General features: G+C 72.7%; 14 protein-coding genes and 1 riboswitch. Of the genes, 11 read left to right on the forward strand and 3 right to left on the reverse strand.

The genetic code is table 11. The annotated features are described in order from the left end of the window. Window positions 1-90: 90 nt before the first annotated feature. From ACFIF2_RS09705 to ACFIF2_RS09730, 6 genes are all read left to right on the forward strand, one after another. A complete protein-coding gene (locus ACFIF2_RS09705; protein WP_395572118.1) occupies window positions 91-1,080 on the forward strand; it encodes a malate dehydrogenase in 990 nt (329 codons plus the stop codon). 249 nt (window positions 1,081-1,329) lie between these two features. Further along, on the forward strand, window positions 1,330-2,859 hold the full coding sequence (locus ACFIF2_RS09710; protein WP_395572119.1) for an aldehyde dehydrogenase family protein: 1,530 nt from the start codon (window positions 1,330-1,332) through the stop codon (window positions 2,857-2,859). A gap of 48 nt (window positions 2,860-2,907) precedes the next feature. After that, window positions 2,908-4,449 (forward strand): GMC family oxidoreductase, encoded by a 1,542-nt coding sequence (locus tag ACFIF2_RS09715; RefSeq protein WP_395572120.1) that lies wholly within the window; start codon window positions 2,908-2,910, stop codon window positions 4,447-4,449. Beyond that, window positions 4,446-5,666 carry a glycine betaine/L-proline ABC transporter ATP-binding protein gene (locus tag ACFIF2_RS09720; RefSeq protein ID WP_395572121.1) on the forward strand — a complete coding sequence of 407 codons (1,221 nt, stop codon included), beginning with the start codon at window positions 4,446-4,448 and terminating at the stop codon, window positions 5,664-5,666. The genes ACFIF2_RS09715 and ACFIF2_RS09720 overlap by 4 nt, the downstream gene beginning before the upstream one ends. After that, complete coding sequence (locus ACFIF2_RS09725; protein WP_395572122.1) at window positions 5,666-7,609, forward strand: ABC transporter permease; 1,944 nt, start codon at window positions 5,666-5,668, stop codon at window positions 7,607-7,609. Before ACFIF2_RS09720 ends, ACFIF2_RS09725 begins: the two co-directional genes overlap by 1 nt. 1 nt (window position 7,610) lies before the next feature. After that, the gene (locus ACFIF2_RS09730; protein WP_395572123.1) at window positions 7,611-8,561 is read left to right on the forward strand and encodes an ABC transporter substrate-binding protein; all 951 of its coding nucleotides are present in this window, start codon (window positions 7,611-7,613) and stop codon (window positions 8,559-8,561) included. Between the two features lie 3 nt (window positions 8,562-8,564). On the opposite strand, the gene ACFIF2_RS09735 is transcribed toward ACFIF2_RS09730, so the two are convergent. Genes ACFIF2_RS09735 through ACFIF2_RS09745 form a run of 3 tightly spaced genes read right to left on the reverse strand, consistent with a single transcriptional unit; the run spans window position 8,565 to window position 10,263 of the window. After that, entirely contained in the window at window positions 8,565-9,284 is a 720-nt protein-coding gene (locus ACFIF2_RS09735) for an isocitrate lyase/phosphoenolpyruvate mutase family protein (protein WP_395572213.1), read from the reverse strand. After that, window positions 9,281-9,754 (reverse strand): carboxymuconolactone decarboxylase family protein, encoded by a 474-nt coding sequence (locus ACFIF2_RS09740; protein WP_395572124.1) that lies wholly within the window; start codon window positions 9,752-9,754, stop codon window positions 9,281-9,283. Before ACFIF2_RS09740 ends, ACFIF2_RS09735 begins: the two co-directional genes overlap by 4 nt. Next, complete coding sequence (locus ACFIF2_RS09745) at window positions 9,751-10,263, reverse strand: carboxymuconolactone decarboxylase family protein (protein WP_395572125.1); 513 nt, start codon at window positions 10,261-10,263, stop codon at window positions 9,751-9,753. The genes ACFIF2_RS09740 and ACFIF2_RS09745 overlap by 4 nt, the downstream gene beginning before the upstream one ends. A gap of 47 nt (window positions 10,264-10,310) precedes the next feature. On the opposite strand from ACFIF2_RS09745, the gene ACFIF2_RS09750 reads away from it, so the two are divergent. The 5 genes from ACFIF2_RS09750 to trpS all read left to right on the forward strand — a co-directional run bounded on the left by ACFIF2_RS09750 (window position 10,311) and on the right by trpS (window position 16,014). Beyond that, a complete protein-coding gene (locus tag ACFIF2_RS09750; protein ID WP_395572126.1) occupies window positions 10,311-11,699 on the forward strand; it encodes a PLP-dependent aminotransferase family protein in 1,389 nt (462 codons plus the stop codon). Between the two features lie 91 nt (window positions 11,700-11,790). Continuing rightward, window positions 11,791-12,147, forward strand: coding sequence for a hypothetical protein (locus ACFIF2_RS09755; RefSeq protein WP_395572127.1), 357 nt, complete (start codon window positions 11,791-11,793; stop codon window positions 12,145-12,147). A gap of 7 nt (window positions 12,148-12,154) precedes the next feature. Further along, window positions 12,155-13,342 carry a glutathionylspermidine synthase family protein gene (locus ACFIF2_RS09760; RefSeq protein ID WP_395572128.1) on the forward strand — a complete coding sequence of 396 codons (1,188 nt, stop codon included), beginning with the start codon at window positions 12,155-12,157 and terminating at the stop codon, window positions 13,340-13,342. Window positions 13,343-13,379: 37 nt separating this feature from the next. After that, window positions 13,380-13,465, forward strand: a riboswitch (ZMP/ZTP riboswitch). A 35-nt stretch (window positions 13,466-13,500) separates the two neighbouring features. Then, the gene (locus ACFIF2_RS09765; RefSeq protein ID WP_395572129.1) at window positions 13,501-14,946 is read left to right on the forward strand and encodes a glycine hydroxymethyltransferase; all 1,446 of its coding nucleotides are present in this window, start codon (window positions 13,501-13,503) and stop codon (window positions 14,944-14,946) included. A 54-nt stretch (window positions 14,947-15,000) separates the two neighbouring features. Further along, the gene (gene trpS, locus ACFIF2_RS09770) at window positions 15,001-16,014 is read left to right on the forward strand and encodes a tryptophan--tRNA ligase (protein WP_395572130.1); all 1,014 of its coding nucleotides are present in this window, start codon (window positions 15,001-15,003) and stop codon (window positions 16,012-16,014) included. The last annotated feature ends 93 nt before the right edge of the window (window positions 16,015-16,107 follow it).

Here is a 16,107-nt window from a genome sequence, read left to right on the forward strand (position 1 = left end):
TGACCGCTGGATCGATCTCTTGATACCAAGAGATCGATCAAACGCCCGGGGCCGGGACGCCCCACCGCCAGCTGTCCTACGGAGAACGCCATGACTCGCACTCCCGTGAACGTCACCGTCACCGGCGCGGCCGGCCAGATCGGTTACGCCCTGCTCTTCCGCATCGCCTCCGGCCAGCTGCTCGGCGCGGACGTGCCGGTCAAGCTGCGCCTCCTGGAGATCACCCCGGCGCTCAACGCCGCCGCGGGCACCGCGATGGAGCTGGACGACTGCGCGTTCCCGCTCCTGAAGGGCATCGACATCACCGACGACCCGAACGTCGCCTTCGACGGCGCCAACGTGGCCCTCCTCGTCGGCGCCCGCCCCCGCACCAAGGGCATGGAGCGCGGTGACCTCCTGGAGGCCAACGGCGGCATCTTCAAGCCGCAGGGCAAGGCCATCAACGACCACGCCGCGGACGACATCAGGGTCCTCGTCGTCGGCAACCCGGCCAACACCAACGCCCTGATCGCCCAGGCCGCCGCCCCGGACGTACCGGCCGAGCGCTTCACCGCGATGACCCGCCTGGACCACAACCGCGCGCTGACCCAGCTCGCGAAGAAGACGGGCTCGTCGGTCACCGACATCAAGCGCCTGACCATCTGGGGCAACCACTCCGCCACCCAGTACCCGGACATCTTCAACGCCACGATCGCCGGCAAGAACGCCGCCGAGACCGTGAACGACGAGAAGTGGCTGGCCGAGGAGTTCATCCCGACCGTCGCCAAGCGCGGCGCGGCCATCATCGAGGCCCGCGGCGCCTCGTCGGCCGCCTCCGCCGCCAACGCCGCCATCGACCACGTCCACACCTGGGTCAACGGCACCGCCGACGGCGACTGGGCCTCCATGGGCATCCCGTCCGACGGCTCCTACGGCGTCCCGGAGGGCCTGATCTCGTCCTTCCCCGTCACCTGCAAGGACGGCAAGTACGAGATCGTCCAGGGCCTGGAGATCAACGACTTCTCCCGCGCCCGCATCGACGCCTCCGTCCAGGAGCTGTCGGAGGAGCGCGAGGCGGTCCGCGCCCTCGGTCTCATCTGAGCCACCCGCCTTCCGGGCCGCCCTCGGGCGGCCCCGCACGGGCCCCGTTCCGGTTTCCGCCGGGACGGGGCCCGTGCGCGTTCCCGGACACCGACTCGCCCCCCTATGCCCCTTTTCTGAGTGATGCGCCGCACTTTCGGCCGCCGATCCGGCATGCATACGGGGCAGGGGGGCAGGGGCTCACGGTCCCCGAGAGTGACACACGTGTGACACAGGGGGGTTGAACAGGAACGGAAGGCAACGTCGACCATGGCGAACCAGAAGGAAACGCAGACGGAGCGGGCGCACCGGACCATCCACGCCGGAGGCGAGTGGCTGGCGGCCTCCTCCGGAGCCACCCGGGAGATCCTCGACCCCGCGGACGCCCGGCCGTTCGCCGTGGTCGCCGAGGGCGACGAGAAGGACACCGACCTCGCGGTGGCCGCCGCCCGGCGCGCCTTCGACTCGGGCGAGTGGCCGCACACCCCGGTCGCCGCCCGCGCCGCCCTGCTGCGCCGCGTCGCCGACCTGCTCGTACGCGACCGCGAGGAGCTCGGCCTGCTGGAGAGCCGCGACGCGGGCAAGACCGTCGAGGAGGGCAGGGTCGACATCGACTGTGTCGCCGACGCCTTCCGCTACTTCGCGGACCTGGTCGCCGGCGAGGCCCCCGGCCGGGTCGTCGACGCCGGCTCGCCCGAGATCCACAGCGTCGTCGTGCACGAGCCGGTCGGCGTCTGCGCGATGATCACGCCCTGGAACTACCCGCTCCTCCAGGCCAGCTGGAAGATCGCCCCCGCGCTCGCCGCCGGCAACACCTTCGTGATCAAGCCCAGCGAGATCACCCCGCTCACCACGGTCGCCCTGATCGACCTGCTGGCCCAGGCCGGCCTGCCCGCCGGCGTCGCCAACATCGTCACCGGCCCCGGTCACACCGTCGGCGCCCGGCTCGCCGAGCACCCCGACGTCGACCTGGTCTCCTTCACCGGCGGCCTGATCAGCGGCACCAAGGTCGCCCAGGCCGCCGCCGTCACCGTCAAGAAGGTCGCCCTCGAACTCGGCGGCAAGAACCCCAACGTCGTCTTCGCCGACGCCTGCGAGACCGAGGAGGGCTTCGACACCGCCGTCGACCAGGCCCTCAACGCCGCCTTCATCCACAGCGGCCAGGTCTGCTCGGCCGGCGGGCGGCTCATCATCGAGGAGTCGGTCCGCGAACGCTTCGTCGCCGAACTCGCCCGCCGCGCCCAGAGGATCCGCCTCGGCCGCGGCACCGAGGACGGCGTCGAGTGCGGCCCCCTCGTCTCCGAGCAGCAGCGCGCGAAGACGGAGGACTACGTCGCCTCCGCGCTCGCCGAGGGCGCGGTCCTGCGCTGCGGCGGCAAGCGCCCCGAGCCGTCCCCCGAGCGTCCGGAGAGCGGCTACTTCTACGAGCCGACCGTCCTCGACCAGTGCCACCGCGAGATGAGGGTCGTACGCGAGGAGGTCTTCGGACCCGTCCTCACCGTCGAGACCTTCCGCACCGAGGACGAGGCCGTCGCTCTGGCCAACGACACCGAGTACGGGCTCGCCGGCGCCGTGTGGACCGCCGACGCGGGCCGCGCCCGCCGGGTCGCCGGCCGGCTGCGCCACGGCACGGTCTGGATCAACGACTTCCACCCCTACCTGCCGCAGGCGGAGTGGGGCGGCTTCGGCAAGAGCGGCGTCGGCCGCGAACTGGGCCCCGCCGGTCTTGCCGAGTACCGCGAGACCAAGCACGTTTACCAGAACCTCGCTCCCCGGCCCGTCCGCTGGTTCGCCGGCTGACCACCCGTCCGCACCTCCCGTCCCCCGTCCCCACTGGAGTGACCCCCCATGTCCCCTGACACGTCGAACACGCATGTCTACGACTACGTCGTCATCGGCGGCGGCACCGCGGGCTCCGTCATCGCCTCCCGGCTCACCGAGAACGCGGACGTCACCGTCGCCGTCATCGAGGGCGGCCCGAGCGACGTCGGCCGCGACGACGTGCTGACCCTGCGCCGCTGGATGGGCCTGCTCGGCGGCGAACTGGACTACGACTACCCCACCACCGAACAGCCACGCGGCAATTCGCACATCCGGCACAGCCGCGCCCGCGTCCTCGGCGGCTGCTCCTCCCACAACACCCTCATCGCCTTCAAGCCGCTCCCCTCCGACTGGGACGAGTGGGAGGCCGCCGGCGCCAAGGGCTGGGGCGCCGTGCAGATGGAGGCGTACTTCGCCCGGCTGAAGAACAACATCGTCCCGGTCGACGAGAAGGACCGCAACGCCATCGCCCGCGACTTCGTCGACGCCGCGCGCAAGGCGCTGGACGTCCCGCGGATCGAGGGCTTCAACAAGAAGCCGTTCACCGAGGGCGTCGGGTTCTTCGACCTCGCCTACCACCCCGAGGACAACAAGCGGTCGTCGGCCTCGGTGGCGTACCTGCACCCGGTGATGGACGAGCGTCCCAATCTCACGCTCATGCTGGAGACCTGGGCGTACCGGCTGGAGCTGGACGGCACCCGGGCGACGGGCGTCCACGTGCGCGCCAAGGACGGCGAGGAGATCCTCGTCAGCGCCCGCAACGAGGTCGTGCTCTGCGCCGGCGCCGTCGACTCCCCGCGCCTGCTGCTGCACTCCGGCATCGGCCCCAAGGACCAGCTGGAGGCCCTCGGCATACCCGTGGTGCTCGACCTGCCCGGCGTCGGCGAGAACCTGCTCGACCACCCCGAGTCGGTGATCGTGTGGGAGACCGAAGGACCCATCCCGGACAACTCCGCGATGGACTCCGACGCCGGCCTGTTCGTGCGCCGCGACCCCGATCACGCGGGCCCCGACCTGATGTTCCACTTCTACCAGATCCCGTTCACGGACAACCCGGAGCGCCTCGGCTACGAGCGCCCCGAGTTCGGCGTCTCCATGACCCCGAACATCCCCAAGCCGAAGTCCCGCGGCCGCCTCTACCTGACCAGCGCCGACCCGTCCGTGAAGCCCGCCCTGGACTTCCGCTACTTCACCGACGAGGACGACTACGACGGCCGCACCCTCGTCGACGGCATCCGCATCGCCCGCGAGATCGCCAGGTCCGAGCCGCTGGCCAGCTGGCTCAAGCGCGAGGTGTGCCCCGGCCCGGACGTCACCGGCGACGAGGAGCTGAGCGAGTACGCCCGCAAGGCCGCCCACACCGTCTACCACCCGGCGGGCACCTGCAAGATGGGCGCCGCCACCGACGAACTCGCCGTCGTCGACCCCGAACTGCGCGTCCGCGGCCTGGAGGGCATCCGCGTCGCCGACGCCTCCGTCTTCCCGACCATGACCGCCGTCAACCCGATGATCGGCGTCCTCATGGTCGGGGAGCGCGCCGTCGAGCTGATCGGTGGTGACGCCCGATGAGCACGACCGCCAACGACACCGTGGCCGAGCGTCCCCCGGTCTTCTCCGTGGACGGCCTGTGGAAGGTCTTCGGCCCCAAGGCCGCCCGGATCCCCGCCGACCCCGAACTGGCCGCCCTCGACCCGGCTGAGCTGCGCTCCCGCACCGGCTGCACGGCCGCCGTCCGGGACGTCTCCTTCGAGGTGCGCAAGGGCGAGGTCTTCGTCGTCATGGGCCTGTCCGGCTCCGGCAAGTCCACCCTCGTGCGCTGCCTGACCCGGCTGATCGAGCCGACCGCGGGCTCCATCGCCATCGACGGCGAGGACGTCCGCGCGATGGACCGGTCCCGGCTGCGCGAACTGCGCCGCCACCGCGCCGCGATGGTCTTCCAGCACTTCGGCCTGCTCCCGCACCGCACGGTCCTGGACAACGTGGCGTACGGCCTGGAGGTGCAGGGCATGGGCCGCGCCGACCGCCGCGAGCGCGCCGCCGCCATCGTCGCCAAGGTCGGCCTGGAAGGGCTGGAACACCGCCGCCCCGGCCAGCTCTCCGGCGGCCAGCGCCAGCGCGTGGGCCTCGCCCGCGCCCTCGCCGTCGACCCCGAGGTGCTGCTCTTCGACGAGCCGTTCAGCGCCCTCGACCCGCTGATCCGGCGGGACATGCAGGAGGAGGTCGTCCGGCTGCACCGCGAGGAGGGCCGCACGATGGTCTTCATCACCCACGACCTCCAGGAAGCCCTGAAGCTCGGCGACCGCATCGCCCTGATGCGCGACGGCCGCGTCGTGCAGCTCGGCACCCCCGAGGAGATCGTCGGCTCGCCCGCCGACGACTACGTCCGCGAGTTCGTCCGCGACGTCCCGCGCGAGCAGGTCCTCACCGTCCGTACGGCCATGCGCCTGGCGGCCTCGTCCGACGAGGCGGGCACGGGCCCGGCCCTGCGCCCCGACGCCACGGTCTCCGAAGCCATCGAGGCGGTCGCGCGGGCCGGTTCCCCGGCCCGCGTCATGTCCGACGGCCGCTGCCTGGGCGTGGTCGACGCCGAGGCGCTGCTGTCGGTGGTGGCGGGCACGTCCGACGCGCCTCCCGCCGCCCCGGCTGCGGGCAGTGGTGCCGCTGATACGGCACGGGTGGGCGATGGGGGTTCCCCCGCGCGAGCGAAGTCGAGCGTGGGGGAGGCACCGGCCCAGCGCCGGAAGCCGACCGACCCGGCCCCCGCCCCCACCGAGGAGCCGGTGTGATGGCGACGATCACCGCACCGGCCCGGAAGGCGTCACCCCCGGGCATCCTCACCCGCCCCGCCGTCCGCAAGCTCCTCACCCTGGCGATCGCCGCCGCGATCCTCGTACCCCTCGCCGTCACGCAGTGGCCCGGCACCGCCTGGCCCACCGCGCTCACCGTCGACGTCTCCGGACCGCTCGGCGAGGCGAGCGACTGGATCATCGACAACCGCGACTCCCACCCCCTGTTCCTCTACTTCTTCGGCCACGTCAGCAACGTCGTCGTCATCGCCGTACGCGCCGTCTACCTCGCCCTCCTCGCCGTCGGCTGGGCCGGGGTCACCGCGATCGGCGTCCTGGTCGCCTGGCGCGTGGCCGGCGTGAGGCTGGCGCTCGGCACGGCCGCCGCGTTCCTGGCCTGCGGACTGCTCGGCATGTGGGTGCCGACCATGCAGACCCTCGCCCTCATGGTCGTCGCCGTCCTCGCGTCGGTCCTCGTGGGCGCCCTGCTGGGCCTGGCCGCCGGGCTGTCCGACCGGATGGACCGCGTCCTGCGCCCGGTGCTCGACACCATGCAGGTGCTGCCCGCCTTCGCCTACCTCCTCCCCGTCGTCCTGGTCTTCGGCATCGGCGTCCCCGCCGCCGTCCTGGCCACCGTCGTCTACGCCGCCCCGCCCATGGCCCGGCTCACCTCGCTCGGCCTGCGCGGCGCCGACAAGGAGGTCCTCGAAGCGGTCGAGTCGCTCGGCACCACCGCCCGCCAGCGGCTGCTGACCGCCCGGATCCCGCTGGCCCGCAAGGAACTCCTCCTCGGCGTCAACCAGACGATCATGATGGCGCTCTCCATGGCCGTCATCGCCTCGGTCATCGGCGCCGGCGGCCTCGGCGACCGCGTCTACCAGGCGCTCGCCTCGGTCGACGTCGGCGCGGCCCTCGCCGCCGGCATCCCGATCGTGCTGCTCGCCGTCGTCCTGGACCGCGTGACCGGCGCCGCCGGGGAGCGGCTCGGGGAGGCCGGGACGTCCCCGCTGACCTGGCTGTACGCCCTCGTCGCCGCCGCGGCCGTCGCGGTCGCCGGACGCCTCGCCGGCTTCCTGGAGTGGCCCGAGCGCTGGGAGGCGAACATCGCCGAGCCCGTCAACCGGGCCGTCGACTGGATGACCGCCCACCTGTACTCCGGCGTCCCCGTCGTCGGCGGCACCGCCGACTGGGCCGCCCGCTTCACCAACTGGGTCCTCAACCCGTTCCGGGACGGCCTCCAGTGGCTGCCCTGGTGGTCCGTCCTCCTGATCGTCGCCACCCTGGCCTGGCTGATCGGCACCTGGCGCACCGCGCTCACCGCCGTCCTCGCCATGGCCGCGATCGGCGTCCTCGGCGTGTGGAACCCGTCCCTGGACACCCTCTCGCAGGTCCTGGCGGCCGTCGCCGTGACCCTCGTCATCGGCTTCGCCACCGGCATCGCCGCCGCCCGCAGCGACCGCTTCGAGCGCGCGCTGCGGCCCGTCCTGGACGTCTTCCAGACGATGCCGCAGTTCGTGTACCTGATCCCGGTCGTCGCCCTCTTCGGCGTGGGCCGCGCGCCCGCTGTGGCCGCCGCGGTCGTCTACGCCCTCCCGGCCGTCGTCCGCATCACCGCCCAGGGACTGCGCCGGGTCGACCCGGCCGCCCTGGAGTCGGCCCGCTCCCTCGGCGCCACCAGCGGGCAGCAACTGCGCCAGGTCCAGCTGCCGCTGGCCCGCCGGTCCCTGCTGCTCGCCGTCAACCAGGGCGTCGTCCTGGTCCTCGCCGTCGTCATCATCGGCGGCCTGGTGGGCGGGGGCGCGCTCGGCTACCAGGTCGTCTTCGGTCTCGCGCAGGGCGACCTGGCGACCGGCCTGGTGGCCGGCGCGGCGATCGTCTGCCTCGGCCTGATGCTCGACCGGGTCACCCAGCCCACCGAACGCCGTACGAAGAAGGGAGCCTGAGATGTCCCGCAAGCGGATCACGGCGGCCGTCGCCGTGCTGGTGCTGGCCACCGGCTGCGGCGCCGCCGACATGACCAAGCAGGCGTCCCCGTACGCCAATGCCCAGGGCGCCAAGACCGTCACCCTGTCCGTGCAGTCCTGGGTCGGCGCCCAGGCCAACGTGGCCGTCGCCCAGTACCTGCTGGAGCACGAGCTGGGCTACCGCGTCGACACCGTCCAGGTCGACGAGGTCCCCGCCTGGGACGCGCTCAGCCAGGGCCGCGTCGACGCCATCCTGGAGGACTGGGGCCACCCCGAGCAGGAGCAGCGCTACGTCCGGGACAAGAAGACCATCGCCCCCGGCGGCGACCTCGGCGTCACCGGCCACATCGGCTGGTTCGTCCCGACGTACTTCGCGAAGAAGCACCCGGACGTCACCGACTGGAAGAACCTGAACAAGTACGCCGAACTGCTGCGCACCGCCGAGAGCGGCGGCAAGGGCCAGCTGATGGACGGCTCCCCGTCCTACGTCACCAACGACAAGGCGCTGGTGCGGAACCTGGACCTGGACTACCAGGTCGTCTTCGCCGGGTCCGAGGCCGCGCAGATCACCCAGATCGAGCAGTTCGCCAAGGAGAAGAAGCCCTTCCTGACCTACTGGTACACGCCCCAGTGGCTGTTCGAGAAGGTCCCGATGACGGAGGTGAAGCTGCCGCCGTACAAGGAGGGCTGCGACGCCGACCCGGCGAAGGTCGACTGCGCCTACCCGGTCACGCCGCTCCAGAAGTACCTCAACGCCGACTTCGAGAAGAAGGGCGGCGAGGCGGCGGAGTTCCTCAAGAACTTCACGTGGACGACCGAGGACCAGAACCAGGTCTCCCTGATGATCGCCGAGCAGAAGATGCGCCCCGAGGTGGCGGCGAGGAAGTGGGTGGACAGCCACGAGTCCGTGTGGAAGAAGTGGCTGCCCTGACCCTCACCGCGCGATCTCGGCCGCGATGTCCCGCAGCGCCCGCTCCGCGCGCCGCTGGAGTCCCGGCCCGAACGTGATCCGGGTGGCCCCGAGTTCGCCGAGTGCGGCGGGCGAGGGGCCCTGCCCGGGCAGCGCGTGCACGTTGACCGGCCCCTGGATCCCGGCCCGCAGCAGCGGCAGTACGCCGACGGGGGCGCCGATCGGGTACACGCAGTCGGCGCCCGCGGCGACGTACAGCGCGGCCCGCTCGATCGCCGCCCCCGGGTCGTCCACGCCCCGGACGAACGTGTCGACGCGGGCGTTGACGAACAGCCGGTCCCCGGCCGCGGCCCGCACCTGCGCCAGCCACTCGGCGTGCTCGCGCGGATCCTTGAGCACCCCGTCCGTGGAGTCCTCCAGGTTGCAGCCCACCGCGCCCGCCGCCAGCAGCCGCTCCACCAGCTCCCCGGGCGCCAGCCCGTACCCGTCCTCGACGTCCGCCGACACGGGCACGTCCACGGCCCGCGCGATCCGCGCCACCGCCGCGAACATCTCGTCGGCCGGGGTCGCCCCGTCCTCGTACCCGAGGGACGCCGCCACTCCCGCACTGGGCGTCGCGAGCGCCGGGAAACCGGCCTCGGCGAAGACCCGGGCGCTCGCCGCGTCCCAGGGGCCGGGCAGGACGAGGGGGTCGCCCGGCATCCGGCCGTGGTGGAGGGCCCGGAAACGCGCCGCCTTGGTCACCACGTACTGCTCCCCGGGGGAATCCGCCGGCTGACCATCAGCCGGTTCCAGCTGTTGATGGCGGTGATCAGCGCGATCAGGTGGGCCAGCCCCTCGGCGTCGAAGTGCCGGGCGGCCTCCTCGTACACCTCGTCCGGCACGAAGCCTCCCCCAGACTTCGTCTGGGAGGTGCCCCCAGTCAGCACCGTGACCGCCTCGGTCAGCGCCAGCGCGGCCCGCTCCCGGGCGTCGAAGACCCCGTCGGCCTCCTCCCGGGCGGCGAGCAGACCGAGCCGCCGTTCGCTCACCCCCGCCTCGCGCGCGAGGCCCAGATGCATGTCCAGGCAGAAGGCGCAGTGGTTGAGCTGCGAGGCGCGGACCTGCACCAGCTCGGCGAGGGCGGCGTCGCCCAGGCCCCGCTTGGCGGCGGCGCCCACGGCCCGCAGCGCCGAGCGGACGCCGTCGTCCAGGTGCGTCGTACGAGCCGTCACGCGTACTGTCCCGGCGTGTAGTGACCCGGCGTCAGCCGGCACGTCACACCGAAGCGGTTCCAGGCGTTGATCACCGTGATCGCGGCGATCAGCTGGGCCAGCTCGGGCTCGTCGAAGTACGCGGCGGCCCTCCCGTACACCTCGTCCGGCACGAAGCCGTCCGTCAGCACGGTGACCGCCTCGGTCAGCTCGATCGCCGCCAGCTCCCGCTCCGTGTAGAAGTGCCGCGACTCCTCCCAGGCGGAGAGCTGCACGATCCGCTCCACGCTCTCCCCGGCCGCGAGCGCGTCCTTGGTGTGCATGTCCAGGCAGAAGGCGCAGTGGTTGAGCTGGGAGGCGCGGATCTTCACCAGCTCCTTCACCTTGGGGTCCAGCCCCTGGCCGGCCGCCTTCTCCAGCCGCAGCATCGCCTTCCAGACCTCGGGCGCGTGCTTGGCCCACTCCAGGCGGGGGGCCTCCTCGGGGGCGAAGGCGTCGGGTGCCGCGGTGATGTCCTCGTTCGTCGTCATGCCCTCGAGACTAGGAGCCGGGCAGCCCACGGGTATGGTCCATTCCCATGGCGAAACCATGGGCCACTTTCGGCGTGGACCTGCACCTCGACCGGTCCGGCCCCGGACTGCGCCGGGGTCTGACCGACGCCCTGCGCGACGCCGTCCGCAGCGGCCGGCTGGCCCCCGGCACCCGGCTGCCCTCCTCCCGCTCCCTCGCCGCCGACCTGGGCGTGGCCCGCAACACCGTCGCCGAGGTCTACGCCGACCTGGTCGCCGAGGGCTGGCTCGCCGCCCGCCAGGGCTCCGGCACGCGGGTCGCCGACCGGACCCCCGCCACCCCCGGCCACCGTCCCGCACCCCACCGCCGGGAACCGGCCCGCCCCGCCTACGACCTCGTCCCCGGCACCCCCGAACTCGCCTCCTTCCCCCGCGCCCCCTGGCTGCGGGCCGCCCGCCGCGCCCTGACCGCCGCCCCCGACCGGGCCCTCGGCTACGGCGACCCCCGGGGCCGCGTCGAACTGCGCACCGCGCTCGCCGGCTACCTCTCCCGCGCCCGCGGCGTACGCGCCGACCCGGACCGCATCGTCGTCTGCGCCGGCTTCCTCGGCGGCCTGGGCGTACTCGCCGACCTGCTGCGCCACCGGGGCGCCCGCTCCGTGGCGGTCGAGTCCTACGGCCTGCCCCACCACCGCCGCCTGCTCACCCGCGCGGGCCTGGCCACACCCCCGCTGCCCTTCGACGACCGGGGCACCCGCCCCCTCGACGACCCGGCCGCCGCCGGGGCCGTCCTGCTCACCCCCTCCCACCAGTTCCCGCTGGGCCTGCCGCTGCTCCCCGAGCGCCGCACGGCCCTGATCGACTGGGCCCGGCGCACCGGCGGACTGGTCCTGGAGGACGACTACGACGGCGAGTTCCGCTACGACCGCCAGCCCGTCGGCGCCCTCCAGGGCCTGGACCCCGACCGCGTCGTCTACCTCGGCACCGCCAGCAAGTCCCTCGCCCCCGGACTGCGCCTGGGCTGGCTGGTGCTGCCCCCGGCCCTGGTCGAGGAGGCCATGGACGGCATGGCGGGCCGCACCCCGGGCGTCCTGGACCAGCTCACCCTCGCGGAGTTCCTCGCCTCCGGCGACTACGACCGGCACGTCCGCGCCGCCCGCCTGCGCTACCGGCGCCGCCGCGACGCCCTGGTCGCCGCCCTCGCCGAACGGGCCCCCCACGTCCGCGTCACCGGCATCGCCGCCGGACTGCACGCCGTGCTGCGGCTGCCGCCCGGCACCGAGCCCCAGACCCTCCGGTCCGCCGCCTGGCACGGGCTCGCCGTCCACGGCCTGTCCGCCTTCCGGCACCCCGAGGCGGACGTCGCCCCGTCGGACGCCCTCGTCGTCGGCTACGGAACACCACCGGACCACGCCTGGGCAGGGGCCCTGGAGGCGCTGTGCCGAGCGCTGCCGTAGAGTCCACCACCGGCGACGGCCGTACACTCGCTCGGCCGAACCGTCGTACCGGCACGTCGTAGTGGAACGCGGACACGGGGGAGAGACGGACATGGCGGAGACCCGGCGGCGGCTGCGGTCGAGCACCGTGGTGCTCGGCGGCATGGGAGTGCTCGCGGCGACCCTGAGCGCCTGCGGTTCGGACCCCGACCGCCGTTGCGTGGACCGCGACAGCTACGACTACCTCACCGGCTACAAGATCGTCGCCGACAAGAACTGCAAGTCGGGCTCCTCCGGCGGCTCGTACGGCAAGGGCAGGAAGAAGTCCGGCGCGTCGAAGGTGTCCGACGCCGACTGGTACTACGACGCCGACGTCAGCGGCGGCCGGGCCGACGACGGCACCTTCAGCCGCGACGAGGCCGTGGACCGGGGCGGCTTCGGCTGCTCCTCCGGCAGCGGCGGCGGCTGACCGCACGATGGAACGCCGCACCACCACGCCTCGCCCCGGCTGGCAGCGGACCGTCGAGGAGCAGGGGTGCATCTACCCCCTGACCCGCTACCCCGACGACACCCTGCGCCCCTACTGGGACGAGAGCGCCTACTACGTCTTCTCCCTCCCGGAGGTCGAGGCGCTGGAGGAGGTCGTCGAGGAACTCCACCGCATGTGCCTGGCGGCGGCCGGGCACATCGTCACCGCCGGCCGCTTCGCCGACCTCGGCATCACCGACCCGCGCGTGGCCGAGGCGGTCACCGAGGCCTGGCACCGCCGCGCCGAGCTGCCCTCCGTCTACGCCCGCTTCGACCTGCGCTACGACGGCACCGGGCCCGCCAAGCTCCTGGAGTACAACGCCGACACCCCGACCTCGCTCGTCGAGGCCGCCTCCCCGCAGTGGTTCTGGATGGAGGAGCGGTTCCCCGGCGCCGACCAGTGGAACAGCCTGCACGAGCGGCTCATCGACGCCTGGAAGAAGCAGGCCGCCCTCCTCCCGCCCGGCAGCCCGCTGTACTTCGCGAACTCCGAGGCCGACGAGCTGGGCGAGGACCTGATGACGGTCACCTACCTCAAGGAGACCGCCGAGCAGGCCGGCCTGGCCACCGAGTGGATCTCGATGGAGGAGATCGGCTGGGACCGCCTGTCCGGCCGCTTCGTCGACACCCGGCTGCGTTTCATCCGCAGCATCTTCAAGCTCTACCCCTGGGAGTGGCTCACCACCGACCGCTTCGCCGACCACGTCCTCGCGACCCTCGACAACGGCGGCGGCACCGGCACCACCCTGTGGATCGAGCCCGCCTGGAAGATGCTGCTCAGCAACAAGGCGCTGCTGGCGATCCTGTGGGAGCTGTACCCGGGCCACCCCAACCTCCTCCCGGCCTACCTCGACGGCCCCCGCGAGCTGGCCGGCACCACCGGCTACGTCGCCAAGCCCCTCCTCGGCCGCGAGGGCGCCGGCGTCACGGTCCACCGCCCCGGCACTCAGGCGCCGCCCCCGCGCACCGACCCGTGCTGCTACCAGGCGCTGGCCCCCCTGCCCGACTTCGACGGCAACCGCACGGTGCTGGGCGCCTGGGTCGTGGAGGACGAGTCGGCGGGCCTGGGCATCCGGGAGTCGAGCGGCCTGGTGACCGACGAGTACGCCCGCTTCCTGCCCCACGTGATCCTCTGAACCCCGCGAACACGCTCCCGCCCCACCCGGTAGGCTGACCGCGGGCCGTGACTGGCGCGCTGGGATGGACCAACCATCGGGGAGCGGCCCGAACCGCTAGTGCCGTGCGCCTGGGCCGTCCGTACCGTGAACGCTGAACACAACGTCCGGAGGCCCCCATGCCCGCAGACCTCACCCCCGAGTCCGTCGCCTACCGAGCCGCGCTGCAAGCGATCCGCGCCGTCGAGCCCCGCGTCGCCGACGCCATCGGCCAGGAGGTCGCCGACCAGCGCGAGATGCTCAAGCTGATCGCCTCGGAGAACTACGCCTCCCCGGCCACGCTCCTGACCATGGGCAACTGGTTCAGCGACAAGTACGCCGAGGGCACCGTCGGCCGCCGCTTCTACGCCGGCTGCCGCAACGTCGACACCGTCGAGTCCCTGGCCGCCGAGCACGCCCGCGAGCTGTTCGGCGCCCGCCACGCCTACGTCCAGCCGCACTCCGGCATCGACGCCAACCTCGTCGCCTTCTGGGCCGTCCTCGGCGCCCGTGTCGAGGTGCCCTTCCTGGAGAAGGCCGGCGCCCGCCAGGTCAACGACCTCACCGACGCCGACTGGGCCGAGCTGCGCCGCGCCTTCGGCAACCAGCGGATGCTCGGCATGTCCCTGGACGCCGGCGGCCACCTCACCCACGGCTTCCGCCCGAACATCTCCGGCAAGATGTTCGACCAGCGCTCCTACGGCACCGACCCGGCCACCGGCCTGATCGACTACGAGGCCCTGCGCGCCTCGGCCCGCGAGTTCAAGCCGCTGATCATCGTCGCGGGCTACTCCGCGTACCCCCGGCTGGTGAACTTCCGGATCATGCGGGAGATCGCCGACGAGGTCGGCGCCACGCTCATGGTCGACATGGCGCACTTCGCGGGCCTGGTCGCCGGCAAGGTGCTCACCGGCGACTTCGACCCGGTCCCGCACGCCCAGATCGTGACGACGACCACCCACAAGTCCCTGCGCGGCCCGCGCGGCGGCATGGTGCTGTGCGACGACTCCCTCAAGGACCAGGTCGACCGGGGCTGCCCGATGGTCCTCGGCGGCCCGCTCCCGCACGTCATGGCGGCCAAGGCCGTCGCCCTGGCCGAAGCCCGGCAGCCCGCGTTCCAGGACTACGCCCAGCGCATCGTCGACAACGCCCGCGCCCTCGCCGAGGGCCTGATGAAGCGCGGCGCCACCCTGGTGACCGGCGGCACGGACAACCACCTGAACCTGATCGACGTGGCGTCCTCCTACGGCCTCACCGGCCGCCAGGCCGAGGCCGCCCTCCTCGACTCCGGCATCGTCACCAACCGCAACGCCATCCCGGCCGACCCGAACGGCGCCTGGTACACCTCCGGCATCCGCATCGGCACCCCGGCGCTGACCACCCGCGGCCTGGGCACGGCCGAGATGGACGAGGTGGCCGCCCTGATCGACCGCGTCCTCACCACCACCGAGGCGGGCACCACCAAGTCGGGCGCCCCGTCCAAGGCCGCCCACGTCCTGGACGAGAAGGTGGCCCAGGAGATCGCCCGGCGCGCCACGGACCTGGTGACGGGCTTCCCCCTCTACCCGGAGATCGACCTGGGCTGACGGGCCGCCGCCCGGGGGAACGAGCCGCCGGTGGGACCTGAGAGAATGGTGGGCATGGCGAATGACCGACCTCGTGTGCTCTCCGGGATCCAGCCCACCGCAGGCTCGTTCCACCTCGGCAACTACCTGGGCGCCGTCCGCCAGTGGGTGGCCCTCCAGGAGTCCCACGACGCGTTCTACATGGTCGTCGACCTGCACGCGATCACGGTCCCGCAGGACCCGAAGGAGCTGCGCGCCAACACCCGGCTCGCCGTCGCCCAGCTGCTGGCCGCCGGACTCGACCCGGACCGCTGCACGCTCTTCGTCCAGAGCCACGTCCCCGAGCACGCCCAGCTCGGCTGGGTCATGAACTGCCTCACCGGCTTCGGCGAGGCGTCCCGCATGACCCAGTTCAAGGACAAGGCCGCCAAGCAGGGCGCCGACCGCGCCTCGGTCGGCCTGTTCACCTACCCGGTCCTCCAGGTCGCCGACATCCTGCTCTACCAGGCCGACGAGGTCCCCGTCGGCGAGGACCAGCGCCAGCACATCGAGCTGACCCGCGACCTGGCCGAGCGCTTCAACGGCCGCTTCGGCGAGACCTTCACCGTCCCCTCCGCGTACATCCTCAAGGAGACGGCGAAGATCTACGACCTGCAGGACCCGACCGCCAAGATGAGCAAGTCGGCGGCCACCCCCAAGGGCCTGATCAACCTGCTCGACGAGCCGAAGGCCACCGCCAAGAAGGTCAAGAGCGCCGTCACGGACACCGACACCGTGATCCGCTTCGACCGCGAGCACAAGCCCGGCGTCAGCAACCTGCTGACGGTCTACTCGACGCTCACCGGCACGACGGTCGCCGAGCTCGAGCAGAAGTACGAGGGCAAGGGCTACGGCGCGCTCAAGACGGACCTCGCCGAGATCGTGGTCGACTTCGTCACGCCCTTCCGGGAGCGCACCCAGCAGTACCTGGACGACCCGGAGACGCTCGACTCGATCCTGGCCAAGGGCGCCGAGAAGGCCCGCGCCGTCGCCGCCGAGACCCTCTCCCGGGCGTACGACATGGTGGGTTTCCTGCCCGCCAAGCACTGACCGGGGACCGTCCCGGCACCGGTCACGGCCCCCCGTGCGCCCCGGCCCGCCGCCGTAGCGCTGCACATCACTCCGGTTGCGCCTGCCCCGGGC

Origin of the sequence: Streptomyces sp. BK79 (assembly GCF_044142145.1) — a bacterium.
GTDB lineage: Bacteria > Actinomycetota > Actinomycetes > Streptomycetales > Streptomycetaceae > Streptomyces.

What these genes read in the sequence shown, in the direction of transcription:
- ACFIF2_RS09705 (WP_395572118.1), top strand. Translation starts at nt 91, where the DNA reads ATGACTCGCACTCCCGTGAACGTCACCGTCACCGGCGCGGCCGGCCAG.
- ACFIF2_RS09710 (WP_395572119.1), top strand. Translation starts at nt 1,330, where the DNA reads ATGGCGAACCAGAAGGAAACGCAGACGGAGCGGGCGCACCGGACCATC.
- ACFIF2_RS09715 (WP_395572120.1), top strand. Translation starts at nt 2,908, where the DNA reads ATGTCCCCTGACACGTCGAACACGCATGTCTACGACTACGTCGTCATC.
- ACFIF2_RS09720 (WP_395572121.1), top strand. Translation starts at nt 4,446, where the DNA reads ATGAGCACGACCGCCAACGACACCGTGGCCGAGCGTCCCCCGGTCTTC.
- ACFIF2_RS09725 (WP_395572122.1), top strand. Translation starts at nt 5,666, where the DNA reads ATGGCGACGATCACCGCACCGGCCCGGAAGGCGTCACCCCCGGGCATC.
- ACFIF2_RS09730 (WP_395572123.1), top strand. Translation starts at nt 7,611, where the DNA reads ATGTCCCGCAAGCGGATCACGGCGGCCGTCGCCGTGCTGGTGCTGGCC.
- ACFIF2_RS09745 (WP_395572125.1), bottom strand. Translation starts at nt 10,263, where the DNA reads ATGACGACGAACGAGGACATCACCGCGGCACCCGACGCCTTCGCCCCC.
- ACFIF2_RS09750 (WP_395572126.1), top strand. Translation starts at nt 10,311, where the DNA reads ATGGCGAAACCATGGGCCACTTTCGGCGTGGACCTGCACCTCGACCGG.
- ACFIF2_RS09755 (WP_395572127.1), top strand. Translation starts at nt 11,791, where the DNA reads ATGGCGGAGACCCGGCGGCGGCTGCGGTCGAGCACCGTGGTGCTCGGC.
- ACFIF2_RS09760 (WP_395572128.1), top strand. Translation starts at nt 12,155, where the DNA reads ATGGAACGCCGCACCACCACGCCTCGCCCCGGCTGGCAGCGGACCGTC.
- ACFIF2_RS09765 (WP_395572129.1), top strand. Translation starts at nt 13,501, where the DNA reads ATGCCCGCAGACCTCACCCCCGAGTCCGTCGCCTACCGAGCCGCGCTG.
- trpS (WP_395572130.1), top strand. Translation starts at nt 15,001, where the DNA reads ATGGCGAATGACCGACCTCGTGTGCTCTCCGGGATCCAGCCCACCGCA.